The 16,408-nt window shown below is 61.6% G+C and carries 13 protein-coding genes; 4 read left to right on the top strand and 9 right to left on the bottom strand.

Features of this window, described 5'->3' with window-relative positions; genetic code table 11:
* Nucleotides 1-80: 80 nt before the first annotated feature.
* Both ACRWA7_RS04545 and ACRWA7_RS04540 read left to right on the top strand, forming a co-directional pair.
* Nucleotides 81-425 (top strand): DUF3088 domain-containing protein, encoded by a 345-nt coding sequence (locus tag ACRWA7_RS04545; RefSeq protein WP_438390248.1) that lies wholly within the window; start codon nucleotides 81-83, stop codon nucleotides 423-425.
* A gap of 267 nt (nucleotides 426-692) precedes the next feature.
* Nucleotides 693-1,385 carry an SDR family NAD(P)-dependent oxidoreductase gene (locus ACRWA7_RS04540; protein ID WP_438390247.1) on the top strand — a complete coding sequence of 231 codons (693 nt, stop codon included), beginning with the start codon at nucleotides 693-695 and terminating at the stop codon, nucleotides 1,383-1,385.
* Between the two features lie 41 nt (nucleotides 1,386-1,426).
* Here the strand turns inward: ACRWA7_RS04540 and ACRWA7_RS04535 are convergent, their stop codons facing one another.
* Nucleotides 1,427-2,248 (bottom strand): MetQ/NlpA family ABC transporter substrate-binding protein, encoded by an 822-nt coding sequence (locus ACRWA7_RS04535; RefSeq protein WP_438390246.1) that lies wholly within the window; start codon nucleotides 2,246-2,248, stop codon nucleotides 1,427-1,429.
* 277 nt (nucleotides 2,249-2,525) lie between these two features.
* On the opposite strand from ACRWA7_RS04535, the gene ACRWA7_RS04530 reads away from it, so the two are divergent.
* Nucleotides 2,526-3,500, top strand: coding sequence for a sulfonate ABC transporter substrate-binding protein (locus tag ACRWA7_RS04530; protein ID WP_438390245.1), 975 nt, complete (start codon nucleotides 2,526-2,528; stop codon nucleotides 3,498-3,500).
* A gap of 73 nt (nucleotides 3,501-3,573) precedes the next feature.
* On the opposite strand, the gene ACRWA7_RS04525 is transcribed toward ACRWA7_RS04530, so the two are convergent.
* The 3 genes from ACRWA7_RS04525 to ACRWA7_RS04515 form a co-directional block, all read right to left on the bottom strand.
* Nucleotides 3,574-4,428, bottom strand: coding sequence for a CmcJ/NvfI family oxidoreductase (locus ACRWA7_RS04525; RefSeq protein ID WP_438390244.1), 855 nt, complete (start codon nucleotides 4,426-4,428; stop codon nucleotides 3,574-3,576).
* A gap of 145 nt (nucleotides 4,429-4,573) precedes the next feature.
* A complete protein-coding gene (locus tag ACRWA7_RS04520; RefSeq protein ID WP_075643317.1) occupies nucleotides 4,574-4,798 on the bottom strand; it encodes a hypothetical protein in 225 nt (74 codons plus the stop codon).
* Complete coding sequence (locus ACRWA7_RS04515; RefSeq protein WP_438390243.1) at nucleotides 4,795-6,210, bottom strand: YeiH family protein; 1,416 nt, start codon at nucleotides 6,208-6,210, stop codon at nucleotides 4,795-4,797. Before ACRWA7_RS04515 ends, ACRWA7_RS04520 begins: the two co-directional genes overlap by 4 nt.
* Here ACRWA7_RS04515 and ACRWA7_RS04510 point away from each other — a divergent pair.
* Complete coding sequence (locus ACRWA7_RS04510) at nucleotides 6,196-6,387, top strand: hypothetical protein (protein WP_438391062.1); 192 nt, start codon at nucleotides 6,196-6,198, stop codon at nucleotides 6,385-6,387. The two genes, ACRWA7_RS04515 and ACRWA7_RS04510, sit on opposite strands and share 15 nt — an antisense overlap.
* 51 nt (nucleotides 6,388-6,438) lie before the next feature.
* On the opposite strand, the gene ACRWA7_RS04505 is transcribed toward ACRWA7_RS04510, so the two are convergent.
* The 5 genes from ACRWA7_RS04505 to ACRWA7_RS04485 all read right to left on the bottom strand — a co-directional run bounded on the left by ACRWA7_RS04505 (nucleotide 6,439) and on the right by ACRWA7_RS04485 (nucleotide 16,058).
* Nucleotides 6,439-6,729 carry a hypothetical protein gene (locus ACRWA7_RS04505; protein ID WP_438390242.1) on the bottom strand — a complete coding sequence of 97 codons (291 nt, stop codon included), beginning with the start codon at nucleotides 6,727-6,729 and terminating at the stop codon, nucleotides 6,439-6,441.
* Nucleotides 6,730-6,868: 139 nt separating this feature from the next.
* Nucleotides 6,869-8,329 (bottom strand): efflux transporter outer membrane subunit, encoded by a 1,461-nt coding sequence (locus tag ACRWA7_RS04500; RefSeq protein ID WP_060857419.1) that lies wholly within the window; start codon nucleotides 8,327-8,329, stop codon nucleotides 6,869-6,871.
* Between the two features lie 2 nt (nucleotides 8,330-8,331).
* Entirely contained in the window at nucleotides 8,332-11,658 is a 3,327-nt protein-coding gene (locus ACRWA7_RS04495) for an efflux RND transporter permease subunit (RefSeq protein WP_438390241.1), read from the bottom strand.
* On the bottom strand, nucleotides 11,655-14,780 hold the full coding sequence (locus ACRWA7_RS04490; RefSeq protein ID WP_438390240.1) for an efflux RND transporter permease subunit: 3,126 nt from the start codon (nucleotides 14,778-14,780) through the stop codon (nucleotides 11,655-11,657). The genes ACRWA7_RS04495 and ACRWA7_RS04490 overlap by 4 nt, the downstream gene beginning before the upstream one ends.
* Before the next feature lie 18 nt (nucleotides 14,781-14,798).
* Nucleotides 14,799-16,058: an efflux RND transporter periplasmic adaptor subunit gene (locus ACRWA7_RS04485; RefSeq protein WP_438390239.1), complete on the bottom strand. Its 1,260-nt coding sequence runs from the start codon at nucleotides 16,056-16,058 to the stop codon at nucleotides 14,799-14,801.
* Between the last annotated feature and the right edge of the window lie 350 nt (nucleotides 16,059-16,408).

Here is a 16,408-nt window from a genome sequence, read left to right as displayed (position 1 = left end):
CCTCAAGACAGAAGGCGGCGTTTGGAGCGACTGCATGGCAAGCTGCCTGCCCTATTAATTGCTACGAGGACTTTTTAATCGTGAGCCAAGACCTGTTGTTGCTGCTGGAGCCGGGTTTCACCGATCCCAAATATCCCGGAGAACGTTTCGTCTGCCCGGATAGCGCGCCTGTCGAAGGCTTGCTCGCCAGCGATCCGGCGAAGGCCGCGGGTCTGGAAATTCGCCGCCTGCCGTTCGCGCGCCCGCGCGAGGCCGCCATCGCCGCGCTCGATGCGGACCACCAGAGTTTGCCTGTGCTGGTTCTCGGAGACGAACATCCGATACCGCCGGATGCCAGGACGCTGGGTAACAAGCGCTTCGTGACCGACACGCGTCGCATCCTGGACCTGCTCGCCGAGCGCCACGGTTTCCCCAAGATTCATTGACATCGGCATGGGGGCAGAGCGACGGCCCGAAACACAAACGGGCGCGCAAGCGGTGCGGGTGGTCGTGCACTGCAGCGTGCCGCCAGCCATTCCGGTCACCTGTGCCCGCTCCGGCGCGTGCTAGCGGAAAACGACCTTATCAATATTGACCCGATCACCGATCCGGATTTCCTTTCGGAATTGTCCGCCTTGTTTGCTTTCCGCGTGGAATAACAGGCGGAGCCGGAACCTGATATCGTTTCCGACACCTATCACCACGGTGAAACCATGATCGACATTCCTTATCGCAGTGCACTCATTATTGGTGCCGGTGCTGGCATCAGCGGCTCTCTTACCCGTCTCCTGCGCGAAGCCGGGATTGCGGTTGTCGTGGCCGCGCGAGATATCGGCAAGCTGGCGGCGCTCGTCAATCAAACGGGCGCCATCGCGCTTCAGGCCGACGCCGCCGATGCCGCCCAGGTCGAACGGCTTTTCGCCGAAACGGAAGCCCGTATCGGCGCGCCTGAGATCGTGATCTACAACGCGAGCGGCCGGGTCCGTGGTCCCATTGCGGAACTCGACCCCGCGCAGGTCGAGCAGGCGGTCGCTGTCTCGGCGCTGGGCGCTTTCTATTCGGTGCGCGAGGCGGCAAAGCGCATGGAGCCGGCCGGCAAAGGCGCAATCCTGCTGACAGGCGCGACCGCTGGCGTTAAAGGCTTCGCATTGTCCGCTCCCTTCGCCATGGGCAAGTTCGCTTTGCGCGGCTTGGCGCAAAGCGCGGCGCGCGAGCTGGCGCCCAAGGGCATTCACGTGGCGCATATTGTTGTTGATGGCAGCGTGCGCTCGGAGCATCGGGCCGACTCACAGGACAACACGCTCGACCCCGACGCCATCGCCCAGTCTTACGTCGACCTCTTGCGTCAGCATCGCAGCGCATGGTCGTGGGAAATCGAGATCAGGCCCTGGACAGAGAAGTTCTGAATTGTCCCGGGTCTTGATCGATGCCGGAAGACGGCCCGGGATTATTGCTTCCGCGCAAAGTATTCGGGCAGGCGAAAGCCATCGTAGAAGTGATTATTGAGGATTGCCTGCTGGAAAGAGGCTGACTGATAAGCACTGACGATCGCATGCGTCACGGGCGTGGATTTGTTCGCGGCCTTGACCACGACCTGGTTGATATAAGGCGGCGTCATCTGTTCGAGCGCAAGCGCATCGGTCAGTTTGTAGCCGCTGAAAATGGCGAAGTTTCCCTGGATTGCGGCGAAGTCGACGTCGTCCAACGCGCGCGGCGCTTGCGCCGATTCCAGCGGAACGATCTTGATGCCGGCGGGATTGGCAATGACATCCCGCTCGGTGACATCCACGGGATTGGCGTTTGGCTTGATCTTGATCCAGCCGATTCGCTGGAGAATCTTCAGCGCGCGTTCCAGATTGACGGGGTCGTTTGGAACGGCGACCGTCGTGCCAGCCTTGACCTCGGTGAGAGCGTGGTGCTTCCTGGAATAAAGTCCCATTGGCGGAGTAGGGACCTGCACGACGCCGACGAGGTCGGTCCCGTTTCTCTCGTTATAGGACTTCAGATAGACCTCATGCTGCATGACATCGGCTGCTATTTCCCCGCGATACACCGCCTGATTTGCCTCAAGTCCGGTACTGAACTCGACATACTTGATCGAATAACCTTTCTGGCGCAATAGCGGCTCGACGCCGAGTTTGAATTCATCGGCATAAGGACCGGGAACAAACCCGACGCGCAACTCGTTAGACTGCGCGGCGTGACTCGCCATTGACGTCAAGGCAGCGCTCAGGACGACGGCGATAACCAGCGGTTTCCATTCAGGCATAGCAGCTTAAAAGTGTGTGAGAGATCAAAGCGCAAGACGCAGTTTGCATAAGAACTTAAACGGTTGATCCACGCTTGAGAACGAAGCAAATCCGATATCGATATGTTGATCGGCCGCGCCGCGAGGTGCGTAAGGCCGCGAGCACGGTTCATGTTCGCGCATGAATAAGCATTGCGTTTCTTGTTCTTTGGTTCGGCAAATCGCCGCCCGTATGCTTACGATGCGCGGCAACCGCCAGCGCCAAGCTCGCTTGTCACGCTTCCATTGCCACTGATCCATGAATCGTTTTCACTCTTCAAGTCGCCGTCGTTTTGTAGCAAGCGGTCTTGCGCTTGCAGCCTCGGGCGCGCTGCCGCTTGCTCACGCGCAAGGTCATTCCGCACAGAACGCAAGGTCGCTGCGCATTGGTTATCAGAAGGGTTTGCTAAGCATTCTCAAAGGCCGTGGAACCCTGGAACATCGGCTGGCGCCGCTTGGCGTGAGCGTTCAATGGACCGAGTTTCCATCCGGGCCGCCGCAGCTTGAAGCATTGAACGTGGGTTCCATCGACTTTGGCGATGTAGGCGAAGCGCCCCCTGTATTCGCGCAGGCAGCGGGCGCGCCGTTCGTCTACTACGGCCAGACGGCGCAGCGGCCTGCCAGCGAAGCGCTTGTGGTGCCGGACCATTCGCCGGTGAAATCGGTCGCTCAGTTGAAGGGCAAGCACATTGCGTTGACCAAGGGGTCGAACACGCATTTCCTGCTGTTGCGATTGCTGGAGAACGCGAACATTGACTACGCCGACGTGACGCCGGTCTGGCTTTCTCCCGCTGATGCCCGAGCAGCATTCGAGCAAAAAACGGTCGACGCCTGGGCAATATGGGACCCGTTCCTGGCGGTCGTCCAGGCAACAGGCCGCGCAAGAATCATTGCGGATGGCACAGGCGTGGTCCAGAACCGCGCGTTCTATTTCACGTCGCGTAATTACGTGGCGAAGAACGACGACGTGCTGCGCGCCGTGCTGGAAGAAATTGGCGCTACGGATCACTGGATATCGACGAATCGCGAGCAGGCGGCAGCCGAATTTTCGCGCTTGTGGGGAATACCGCAACCTATCGTCATCACGGCGCTCACGCGGCTCAAGTACGGCACCGAACCTGTTTCGCGCGATGCCCTCGCGAATCAGCAACGCATCGCAGATGCTTTTTATAAGCTCAAGCTGTTGCCATCGCAGATCGATGTAACGGTCGCCGCGCCGCGAGGACTTGCCTGAGCCGCATGCGCAAATGCGGGCCGGCTAAAGAGCGTTGTGCAATACCCATGCGCAACGCTTTAACCGTAGCCTCTCAATCCTTCCAGAAAACCAGTGCCCGAAGTTCGATGCTCCGGCGGGGCGCGGCGTCAGGCTGCGTCGCAGGATCCTCGAAAGCGGTGTGCGCGGTCAGGCGCGCGGTGCCGTCCTCGCGCGAATCATAGATCTTCAGCAACAGCGCTTCGTCGGGCCGCAGCCTCGGGAAGTAGTACCAGCGATGAGCAGGGTTATAGGTGAACGAAAACGTCTCGCCAACCTTGTCCCTGTACACCAGGTCGCCGGGCACCACATCGGCGGGGTCAATCGAGCGCGCGTCGCATAGCGCGAGCGGCAATTGTTCCACTACATCGAGCGGACGCCACAGGTTGATGATCGCAAAGCGGCGCTGCAGGCGTTGCGCGGCTTCATCCGCAGGCAAATGGTCGCGCACGCGACGCGGTCCCGATACGAACGTCTGGTCGTTGTGAACGCGCCGTACGGGTTCGCGCAAATATGCGGTGCTGCGTGCGCCGCTTTTGCTGTCGCGAATGGTGTGATCGAAGACGACGATTTTTTCCGCGCCCGTGGCCTTGAGCAACAGCTGTTCCGATTCGGAGTAATACGTCGAGCGGATCGCGTCTTCATTGCCGAAGTCGGTGAGCGCGCTCGCGTGCCGGACGTGCTGGAAACCGCTCTTGTCGAGAGACAGTTCGCCCGCCGCGGCGAGGCCGCGGGCGTCGTGGATTGTCACCCGCCGTGCTTCGAGTTCGCCCGATGTCCAGGGCACGCCGGGAGGCGGCTCGTAGGTGTAGCTCACCGGACGGCCTTCACCCGCCCTTAGATAGTTCAACTCGGCCTGGACCGCGTGTGCCGCGTCCGCCTGCGGGCGTTCTTCGAATGTCGTGCTCATTGTCGTTCCTCGTGACCCTAATCGTGACCCTAAGTCAGGACTTTCAAAGCTATACCTGCGTGAGCCAAACCTGAACGAATGAAACGCCATAAGGTTATGAGCGCGCATGCTTGCAGGCATTGACTCGCCGTGCGCCGAGCGCGGCTCACTGTTCACTAAATTGCGCGCAGGAATCGCGTGGAGACACCAGTTGATCGCGCAGCCGGCAAAGCCGCGATTCACCGAGACTCGCGCCGAACGCGGAGCCGAACGATCCAAGTCCAGGGATCATGGCTTCGAGCGCGGCGCGATCGTGCTCTCGATGCCGGCAGTTGCGGCAAAGCCGCGTTGCGGTGTTATCGGCTAGTGTTTGCGCCGCGATTGCGTTCATTGACCGAGCGAGCTCCAGTAAGCGGAGAACACATGCACGGAGAGCAAGTAACCGATCACCACATTCACCACCACGCCCGCCGTGAACGCCAAAAAGGGTTTCGCGCCGGTCGCCGAAAGACGGCCAAGCCGTGTGGTCAATCCAATGCTCAGGAAGCAGAATGTGAACGCCCAGGTTCGCAGCGCCGTGATGGGCGCAACGAAAGCGGGCGTCACGACGCTCCTGTATTGCGCGAGGGAATAATGGCTGCCGATCCACGTGACGAGCGCGGACGCAATAAGAAAGCCAATCACGAACTTCGGGAAACGCGTCCAGATTTCCTTCGCGGTCGTTTCGGTTTTCACGGCGCCGGCTTCGCCGCGGTCCCAGCGTGTCGTCGCGATTATCGCAAGTACAAGAGCCCAGATACCGATCCAGATGTCGCGCCCGACCACCTTCATCAGGGTGAACGCCTGCAGCGATGCTTCCGGGGCACCTGCAATGGCGTTTCCAGCGTGCCTGGCGAGATCGCCGTAGGCTTGCGCGGCGGCGATACCGGCGGCATCGGCGAATTCGGATGTGCCGATCCACGCGCCCGCCACGCCCGTTGGCAGGCCGAGCGAGCGCGAAGCGAAGGGCAGCGCGAACACCATGACGATGGCCCAGACCACCACAAGCGTAATTGCCACCGACGCCTGTTCACGTTTCGCCCGAACAGCACCCGCAATGGCAATGGCCGCAGATACGCCGCATACCGCGCCGCCGACGCCGAGCACGGCGGCAAATCGTTTGTCGAGTCCGAGCGCGCGAGCGGCCAGGAAGATCACGAAGAACGTGATCAGCGAGACGATGGTCGCCTGTCCGATTGCGACCGGTCCCGCCCACACGAGCAAGGTGAAAGGCAGCGTGGCGCCGAGCAGGACAATACCGACCTTGATATAGAACTCGACCCGCAAGGCTGGCACGAGCCACGCGGGCAGTGTCACCAGGTTCGACACGATCAGGCCCAGCGCCAGCGCGATCAAGGGCGGCTCAAGGTTGTAGGTCGATGAATTCACCCACGCGCCGGCCACGAAGATCAGTAACGAGAGCACGAAGACGGCGAGAAAGCCGGGCAGGAACTGCGTGGCGCGTTGACCCAGCGCCGCGGCCGCGATGCCGAACAGGATGGCGAAGAGCAGGAACAGCGCGATGTAGTTCGGCAGATGCTGCGCGAGGTCGGAGGAAGCCTGTCCAATGCTGGCCCATTTGGCAGGCGCGACGGCCAGCCACTTGATGCTCGTGCCTGAGGCAAACAGCAAGTAGGCCACGACGATGATCCCGAGACCGATCCACACCGCCCACCAGTCTTCGGTCCGCAATGGTCCGCTAACGGATTGTTGAGGATTGCTTTCAGATTTGTAAGGAGAGCTTGTTGTTTGAGTATTGCTCATTGCCGTCCTGATGAAAAAGGGAAAACTTCGATGCACCCATGTCCGGATTTCAAACCGGATTATTGGTGGATCGAAACGGCGGACGCCAATATCGATTCGCTATTCCTATATCGTGAATTTTCATTAGAGCGGTTTCGCTGGGGCGAACCGCGCCCCCGCGACGCCTGGGCGCGGTGAGCGTTACTCGAAGCATTCACATGAGAAAACAAGCGCCCGGGGCGCAGCCGTTCATTCCCGGTCCAGCCAGGAATCCAGCGCCACGCGAAACGCCACAGCGGCGATGACCGGCACGGTCAGCATCATGACAATGCCGAAGTTTTCAATCGCGTCGCCATACATGACGGTGTGGTAAAGCACGACGCTCGACACGATAACCAGAGCGATAAAGCCCACGATCACCATCAGGATATGGCGCATTGCCTGGGACGGCTGCCAGCGTTCAGGTTTTCCCGACGGCGTGCCGCCCGGCCCCGGATTCGCCGATGTGTTGGCGTCGGACTTTTGTGGATTTTCTGGCATGGCTAAGAGCCTGAATTAAGGACCGCATTTGCTCGGTGCAGCAAGGCTCGTGACGGCGTAGATAAACATATATGGTACTCGCGTATGCCAGCGCCTAGCCAATGGGTGCGGAATTTGTCTGCGGATTTCCGCTCCTTATTTACTTCGGGACCTCTGCGTTGCGCGCATCGTGAAGGAGACTGTCGGACCAGCCGCCACCCAGATCGCCAATGAGCGACGCCGCGTCGAGCAGACGCGACTCCTGCACGTTCAATGCCGTTTGCTGACTGTTCAACTGCGTTGCCAGCGCGGTGGCGACGGTGGTGTAATCCACGGTCCCCGCCTGATATTCGTTGAGCGCGATTTCGGCGGCGCGCGTGGCGTCGCGCACAGCGCCGTCGAGTGTGTCGGACTGCTCGGCCAGGATGCGCAAACCGGACAGGTCGTTCTCCACATCCTCGAACGCAGTCAGCACCGTGCCGCGATAGTTGGCCAAGGCCGCCTGATAGGCAGCCTTTGCCGCCGCGACTTCGCCGCTGCGCTCGCCGCCATCGAATAGCGTTTCGGTCGCGCTGCCGCCAAGCGACCACACGTAGTTCGCTACATGAAGCAAGCCGCCCAGCGGCGACTGGGTGAAGCCGTCCAGCGCCGAGAGCGATACCGTCGGGTAGTACGCCGCCACCGCCACGCCGATTGCTGCATTCTGCGACGCCATCTGGCGCTCGGCAGTCGCAATGTCGGGCCTGCGCTGCAGCAGTGTAGACGGAACGCCGACCGGAATTGCCGGCAGGCTTGGCATGGCGGTGCTGTGCGGAATATCGAGGTCTTCCGGGTTCTTGCCGACCAGTACTGCAATTGCATGCGCGTCTTGGGCGCGGGAAACGCCGAGCGCGATCAGGCTTGATTGGGCGTTTTCAAGCTGGCTGCGCGCGGTCAATACATCGGAAGGCGGGACGATGCCAAACTGGTCCTGATCGGAGACCACTTGTAGATAGTGCTGGTACGCCTTCACAGTTTGCTGCAACAGGTCGATATTTGCGTCGCTCGTTCGTAATTCGATCACGGCGGTCGCGAGCGCAATCTGTTCGGAAAGCGTAGCATTTGCGAGCGTCGCTTCGCTCGCCTGCGCAGTGGCTGCATTCTGCTCGATCGTCCGGCGCACCGAACCCCACAGGTCGGGCGCCCAACTGACATTGCCTTCCAGCGAGCCCGAGTTGTTCACCGTCTGGATGTTGCCAAGGCCACGGCTCAAGCTCGCATTCGACGTCCCCGTGGCGCTACGCTGCCGTGTCGCTGAACCCGTTACGCCGATGGTCGGAAACAGGCCCGAGCGCGCCACTTTCACCTCGGCGAGCGCTTCCTGATAGTTGGCATAGTCCTGGCGCACGGTCTGGTTGGAGACTTCCACCAACGGTTCGAGTTCATTGAGCAGCGGATCGTTGAAGCCGGTCCACCAGGCGCCCTTGGGCCCGTCGGCATCCGGGTGTGCCTGCGTCCATCCGGGCAGCTCGCTGAACGTGGCCGGCACGCTGACGGGCGGCCGGTGATAGTCCGGACCGACCATGCAGCCGCCGAGCAGCAGGGCCGCCGTGGCGGCGAGGGGTGTGCGGGAAATCTTCATCTTCATGCCTTCGTATCCGTTTGCCCGAGCGTGTCGGCTTGCCGGTTCCACGGCAGTCCCGAAGACCATCTGACGAGCTTGAAACGCAACCGGTCCAGGTACAGGTAGATCACCGGCGTGGTGTAAAGCGTGAAGAGCTGGCTCACGATCAGTCCGCCCATCACGGTGATCCCGAGCGGCTGGCGCAGCGACGCGCCCTGGCCAATGCCGATGGCAAGCGGCACCGCGCCAAGGACAGCCGCGAAGGTCGTCATCATGATCGGCCGCAGACGCACGACCGCCGCTGCATGAATCGCGTCGCGAGCCGCCATGCCTTCATTGCGCTGCATCTGGATCGCCACATCGACCATCATGATCCCGTTCTTCTTGACAATGCCGATCAGCAGGATGATGCCGATCAGCGCGATCACGGAAAACGGCGTGCCGGAAATCAGCAACGCGAGCGTCGCGCCAATCCCGGCCGATGGCAGTGTCGACAGGATCGTGAGCGGGTGAATCGAGCTCTCATAAAGTATGCCGAGCACGATGTACACCACGCCGAGCGCGGCGAGGATCAGGAGCGGGACCGTGCCCATCGACTGGGCGTAGGCTTGCGCCGCGCCCGCAAATGCCCCATGGATGCTCGCCGGCATGCCAATCTCGCGAGCCGCGTTCTGAAGCGCTTCCTGGGCGTTGCTCAACGATCCGCCAGGCGGCAGGTTAAACGAAATGGTCGCGGCGACCAGCCCGCTCTGATGGTTGACCTGCGTCGACGTATGGTTGCTCACGTAGCTGGCGAGCGCGGGCAGCGGCACCATGGTCTCGGCCGATGTACTGTCTGCACTGCCGCTCGAACTGCCGCCCTTGCTGTTGGAAATGCTGTTGGTGGTCGCGTTGGCTTGCGCATTGGAGTTGAGCGAGTTCGTGCTAGACGCACTCGACGCAGCGCTGACCGCGCTCGCGCCTGTCACGCCCTTGACCGTCGCGCCCGGCATTTGCGTTTGCTGCGTGCCGGTTGGATTGCCTGCGGCCGTGCTCAGGAAAATCTGCTTGAGCGTTTGCGGATATTGCCAGTACTCCGGCGCCACTTCCATCACCACGAAGTACTGATTGAGCGCATTGTAAATGGTCGATACCGTGCGCTGGCCGAACGCGTCGTACAGCACATTATCGATCTGATTGGGTGCAAAACCGTACCGTGCCGCCGTCGCGCGGTTGAAGTTGACGTAAGTCTGCAAGCCGTTTTGCTGGAGGTCCGAGTTGACGTCGAGCAGGGCGCTGCGATCCTTGTTGAGCGCGGTCACCAGCTTGGGCGTCCAGGCGAACAGCGCGGCGGAGTCATCGCTTGTCAGTGTGTACTGGTACTCGGCCGCGGACTGCCGGCCGCCGATTCGCAGATCCTGCTGCGCCTGTACGAAGAGCCGCGCGCCCGACACCTGATTGAGCTTGGGCCGCAGGCGGTTGACCACTTCGGTTGCGGTGACATGGCGTTGCGCGAGCGGCTTGAGTTCAATGAATACGTTCGCCGTGTTGAGCGCGCGGCCGCCCGTGAATCCGGCGACCGATGCAACCGCCGGATCCTTCTGCACGATCTGCTGCAACTGGGCGAGTTTCTTTTGCATCGCCGGGAAGGAGATGCTCTGGTCCGCGATGATCTGCCCGATCAATATGCCCGTGTCCTGCTCAGGAAAGAACGTGGCGGGCACGAGCTTGAACAGGAACACGTTCGCGATCAGCAAGCCGATCAGCAACAGGATTACCAGCAGCGAGTGATCGAGCACGGCCGCGAGCGAACGCGCGTAGGCATTCTTGAAGCGCTCGAACTGCGTTTCGACCCAGCGCGCCCAGCGTGCCTGCGCGTGTCCGGCGTTCTCGCGGCTCAGCACATACGCGCACATGGCCGGCGTGACCGTGAGCGAGATCACGAGCGAGATCAGGATCGCAATCGAAAGCACGACAGCGAACTCATGGAACAGCAAGCCCACGATGCCCGGCATCAGCAGGATTGGCAGGAACACTGCGATCAGGGACAGGCTCATGGAAATCACCGTGAAGCCTACTTCAGCGCTGCCTTTCAATGCGGCTTCTTTTGGACTGAGCCCGAGTTCGAGATGACGCACGATGTTCTCCAGCACCACCACGGCGTCGTCCACCACGAAACCCGTGCCAATGGTCAGCGCCATCAGCGAGAGGTTGTCGATGCTGTAGCCAAGCAGGTACATCGGTCCGAAAGTGCCCACGATCGACAGCGGCAACGCGACCGCCGGCACGAGCGTGGCGCGCGGCGACTGCAGGAAGATGAACACTACCCCCACCACCAGCAGCACGGCAATGAACAACGTGCGCTCGGTGTCGCCCACCGACGCCCGTACCGACTCCGAGCGGTCGATCGCGACGTTGACGTGAACGCTGCTCGGCAGCGTTGCTTCGATGGAAGGCAGCACGTTCCGGATCTGCCTGACCGTGTTGACGACGTTGCTGCCGGGCATTGGGTAGACAATGACCAGGATCGCCGACTTTGCGTTGAAGAGCCCGGCGTTGCGGATGTTCTCGTTGGAGTCGCGCACCTGGGCGACATCGCTTAGCAGCACCGGCGCGCCGTTTCGGTATGCGACCACGAGTTGCCGGTAAGGCGCCGCCTTGGTGATCTGGTCGTTGGACACGACCACGTAGCGCTGGTCGCCCTGATCGATATGACCCTTGGCGCTGTCCGCGTTGGCCGCCGAGATGGCCGCGCGCACGTCTTCCAGGCCGATTCCATAGCTGCTCAGCTTGCCCGGCTGCAACTCGACGCGCACCGAAGGCAACGCGCCGCCGCCCAGCGTGATCTGGCCCACGCCATTCACCTGCGAGAGCTGCTGCTGGATCACCGAATCCGCGGAGTCGTAGAGTTGCGCCTTGGTGAGCGTGTCGGATGTCAGCGCGAGCACCATGATCGGCGAGTCCGCCGGGTTGTACTGGCGATACGTCGGATTGGCGCGCAGCGTGGTCGGCAAGTCGGCGCGCGCGGCCTGGATGGCCGCCTCCACATCGCGCGCGGCGCCGTTGATGTCGCGGTTCAAGGCGAACTCGACCACGATCATCGACGAACCCACGTAGCTGATCGACGTCAGTTCCTCCACGCCCGCAATCGTGCCGAGCCGCCGTTCGAGCGGTTCGGCCACCGTGGAGGCCATGATGTTCGGGCTCGCGCCCGCCATGTTGGCCTGCACCACGATCACCGGGAAGGCGATGTTCGGCAGCGGCGCGACCGGCAGCCGGAAATAGGCGAGCGCGCCCGAGATCAGGATCGCGATTGCCAGAAGCGTGGTCGCGACCGGGCGCCGGATGAATAACGCCGAGATGTTCACGGCGCCTGCTCCGTCGGCGTGTCAGGCAGGCTGCTCCGGCGATTGCGCCGGCTCTGCACACGCGTCGCCATGCGGTCGAAGAACAGGTAAATCACCGGCGTGGTGAAGAGCGTGAGCATCTGGCTCAGCGTCAATCCGCCGATGATCGCAAGCCCGAGCGGCCGGCGCAGTTCCGACCCCGTGCCGCTGCCGAGCAGCATGGGCAATGCGCCGAGCATGGCTGCGAGCGTTGTCATCAGGATGGGCCGGAAGCGCAGCAGCGACGCCTCGAAGATCGCATCGCGCGCGGATTTGCCGTGGTTGCGTTCGGCGTCGAGCGCGAAGTCCACCATCATGATGGCGTTCTTTTTCACAATGCCGATCAGCAGCACGATCCCGATAATGCCGATCACATCCAGGTCGCTGCCCGCGATCATCAACGCAAGCAACGCGCCAATTCCCGCCGATGGCAACGTGGAGAGAATCGTCACCGGATGAATGAAGCTTTCATAAAGCACGCCGAGCACGATATACACGGCGACCAGCGCGGCGATCAGCAGATACACCTCGCTCGAGAGCGAATCCTGGAACGCCTGCGCCGCGCCTTGCAGCGACGACGTAATCGACGGCGGCAGCTTGACCGCCTGTTCGGCTTCGTGAATGCGGTTGACCGCCGTGCTCAGGGACGCGCCCGGCGCCAGATTGAACGAGATGGTGACGGCCGGAAACTGCGCCAGATGACTGATCACGAGCGCAGACTTGGTGATCTGGATCTTCGCGATGGCCGAGAGCGGCACTTGCCCCGTGCTGCTCGTCTGGCTTGGCAGGTAGAGATCGCCTATCGATCCGACGGTGGGCAACGACTCAGGTCTCGCCACGAGAATCACCCGGTACTGATCCGACTGCTGGAAGATGGTCGAGACAATGCGCTGGCCGAGGGCGTCGTACAGCGCGTTATCGATGGTCGCCGGCGTGATGCCGAAACGCGCGGCCAGTTGCCGGTTGACCTCCACGTTCACGCTCATGCCGTCGGTGTTCATGTCGCTTTGAACGTCGGCGAGAGACGGAATCTGCTTCAGGCGCGCGATCAGTTCCGGGACGTACTTCTGGAACGCCTGCTGGTTCGGCCCGCGCAGCACGAAGCTGTACTGGTTCGGCGAGACCGTGGTGTCGAGCGTCAGGTCCTGCTCAGGCTGCATATAAAGCTTGATGCCCGATACGTTGGCGACTTCCTGCTGCAAACGCCGCGCGATTTCCTGCGCCGTGTCCGAACGCTTGTCGCGATCGCGCAGGTTGATCAGGAAGCGGCCATTGTTCAGCGTGGAATTCGTGCCGTCGATACCCACGTAGGAAGTGAGCGACGTGACATCGGGATCTTTCAGGATCGCGTCGGCGAGCGCCCGCTGGCGCGTGACCATCGCCTTGTAGGACACCGAGTTGTCGGCCACGCTGATACCCTCGATCACACCGACGTCCTGCGTCGGAAAGAGGCCCTTCGGGATCACCACGTACAGCACGCCGGTCAGTACAACCGTTCCGATCGCCACCATCAGCGTGAGGATCTGGTGATCGAGTACCCAGCGCAGGCCCCGTTCATACGCCGCGAGGGTTTTATCGAACAGGCCTTCGCTGATGCGCTCGAAGCGGCTCGGGTGGCGTTCGGCCTGCGCGCGCAACAACCGCGCGCAGAGCATGGGCACCACGGTGAGCGACACCACCGCCGACAGCACGATGGTGACCGCGAGCGTCACCGCGAACTCGCTGAACAGGCGGCCAATAACGCCGCCCATGAAGAGCAGGGGAATCAGCACCGCGATCAGCGAGATGGTCAGCGAGAGAATGGTGAAGCCGATCTGCCCCGCGCCTTCGAGCGCGGCTTCCAGCGGCGTCTTGCCTTCCTCCAGATACCGCACAATGTTCTCGATCATCACAATCGAGTCATCGACCACGAAGCCGGTGGCGATGATCAGCGCCATCAGCGAGAGGTTATCGATGGAGTAGTTCAACTGATACATCACTGCCAGCGTGCCGATCAGCGAGACCGGCACCGAAATGCTCGGAATGATGGTGGCCGGCACGTTGCGCAAGAACACGAAGATCACGGCGACCACCAGCACGATGGCAAGCACGAGTTCGAACGCGGCGTCGGATACGGACGAACGGATCACGCCCGTGCTGTCCGACACAACCGTGACCTTCATGCCGGCTGGCAGCGTGGATTCGAGCTGCGGCAACTGCTTCATGATCTGGTTGACGGTCGCGATCACGTTCGCGCCCGGCTGGCGCTGCACGTTGAGCACGATTGCCGGCGTGCCGTTGTACCACGCGCCGCGCTCCACGTCCTGGGGCGCCTGGGTCACCTTGGCGACGTCGCGCATGAATACCGGCGCGCCGTTCTGATACGCGACGACCGTGTTCAGGTAGTCCTTCGGATCGGTGATCTGGTCGTTGCCGTTGATGGTGTAGTCCAGATCCGGGCCGTCGAAGTTGCCCTTGGGCTGGCTGACGTTGACGTAGCTGAGCAGCGTGCGCAGGTCGTCGAGGTTCAGTCCGTACGCGGCCAGTTTCTGAGGGTCCGCTTCCACGCGAATGGCAGGGACATTGCCGCCGCTGGTGGTGACGACACCCACGCCCGACACTTCCGAGATCTTCGTGCCGAGACGGTTGTTGGCGGCGTCTTCGAGTTGCGTGAGCGACATCGACGTGGAGGTGACCGCGAGCGTCAGGATCGGCTGGTCGGCCGGATTGACCTTGGCATAGGTCGGCGGCGCCGGCAGGCCGCTCGGCAGGAAGCTGTTGGCCGCGTTGATGGCCTGCTGGACGTTCTGCTCGGCAATATCGAGGTTCAGCGACAAGTCGAACTGCAAGGTGATGACCGAAGCGCCGTCCGAGCTGTAGGACGTCATCTGCTGCAAGCCGGGAATCTCGCCCAGTTGCACTTCGAGCGGCGCGGTGACGGTCGTCGCCATCACGTCCGGGCTCGCACCCGGATAGAAGGTTTGCACCTGGATGGTCGGATAGTCGACGTTGGGCAGCGAGGAAACCGGCAACACGCGCACGGCGACAATGCCCACCAGCACGAGGGCGATCATCAGCAGCAGCGTGGCTACGGGTCTGAGAATAAACAGGCGGGAAATGTTCATCGGCGCGTGGGTCCGCTTCTACGAAGCAGCTTGCGCTGCGGACGCTGCGCCGCGGGCCTGCCGATGCTGTGCCTGAGAGCCGCTTGCCGGCGTTGCGGCACTGTCGCCGCCGGATGCGGGCTTCGCTGCGGCCGCCTGGATTTTCGCGCCGTCGCTGAGCCGGTCGGTGCCGTCGGTCACTACGATATTGCCCGCCGAAAGTCCCGACGTGATCACCGTGTTCCTGCCGTCGCTCGGGCCGAGCGTGACCTTGTGCACGGAAACGGTGTTGTTGGCGTTCACGAGATAGACATAGTCGCCCGGCGCACCGCTTTGCACCGCCGGCGTAGGCACCAGCACGGCGTTTTGAAGCGTATCTACCAGCAGTTTCACGTTCACGAACTCGCTTGGGAACAACGCTTCGTCCTCATTGGCGAAGGTTGCCCGCAAGGTGACTGTTCCCGTGCTTGTCGCCATCTGGTTGCTGACGGCGTAGAGCGTGCCGGTGGCGATCTCCCGCGAGTTGTCGCTGCTATACGCGGTCACGGGCAAGCGGGTGCCACCGTTCATGCGTTGCAGCACGTTCGCCAGCGAATCCTGCGGCACCGTGAATTGGACCGTGGTGGGCTTCGTGGTGGTGATGACCACGATACCCGGCGACGACGAAGCCGTGACGTAATTGCCCGGATCGACGAGACGCAGGCCGACGCGCCCGGACACCGGTGCTGTGATATGGCAATAAGCGAGGTCAAGGTCGAATTGCGCGATGTTCGCGAGATCCACCTTGACCGCTGCTTCGTCCTGTTGCACGAGGAACTGCTGGTCGGCGAAGGTCTGCTCGGCAATCGACTTGCGCTCGTTCAATTGCGTGAAGCGGGCGAGGTCGGCGCGCGCCTGCGCGAGCGAAGCGCGGTCCTTGGCGAGTGTCGCCTCGGCTTGCTGCTTGTCGATCTCGTATTGGCGCGGATCGATCTGGGCGAGGAACTGTCCCTTCTGGACATCCTGCCCCTCGTGATATCCGACCGCTGTCAGGTAACCGCTCAGTTGCGGCAGCACGGTGACAGTCGCCGTGGGCGTCACCGTGCCCAGTTCGCTCAGGATTTCCGGCATCGAACCCAGGGTCGCAGTGGCCACGCTCACGACTTGCGGCGGCGCGGGTCGCGGGGCTTTTTTCCTGCCGAGCAAGTGGACGATCACGACCACGATCACAGCAAGAAGTAACACTGCCAGCACGATTCGCAACACAGATGAGCGCTTGCGCGGCTTCGGGGATTCGATACTTTGATCGGATGGCGTCATAAAGACCTTGGCAACATCTCAAAAATATTACGCACGGGTTCAATCGAGATTACGGCGTCTGATTCGTAGCGGATTGGCACAGGCCGTGGAATCGATTTTCGCGGGGTATCGGGATTACATAAGCAATACGATATGCATTACGAAGTATTTACTTTGTGCATGCAATTGGTTGTCAACGGGCGCTGGCTCAATTCCAGATCGTATCAATCGTTGACATCGATCGGGTTACTGGAACATTGCACATTGTTACCAACGGGGGATGAGAGGCGGCACGAACCCTTTGCATCAGGTCCGGCGAGGACCTGAAGTAAAGATGGATTTCCTCAGGGAGGGTTGTGCCAAGGCGTTCC

The sequence above is a fragment of the Caballeronia sp. DA-9 genome (genome assembly GCF_051615025.1).
Taxonomy (GTDB): Bacteria; Pseudomonadota; Gammaproteobacteria; order Burkholderiales; family Burkholderiaceae; genus Caballeronia; species Caballeronia sordidicola.
The sequence above is the reverse complement of the archived record's forward strand: the minus strand, read 5'-3'. Positions and strand labels throughout refer to the sequence as shown.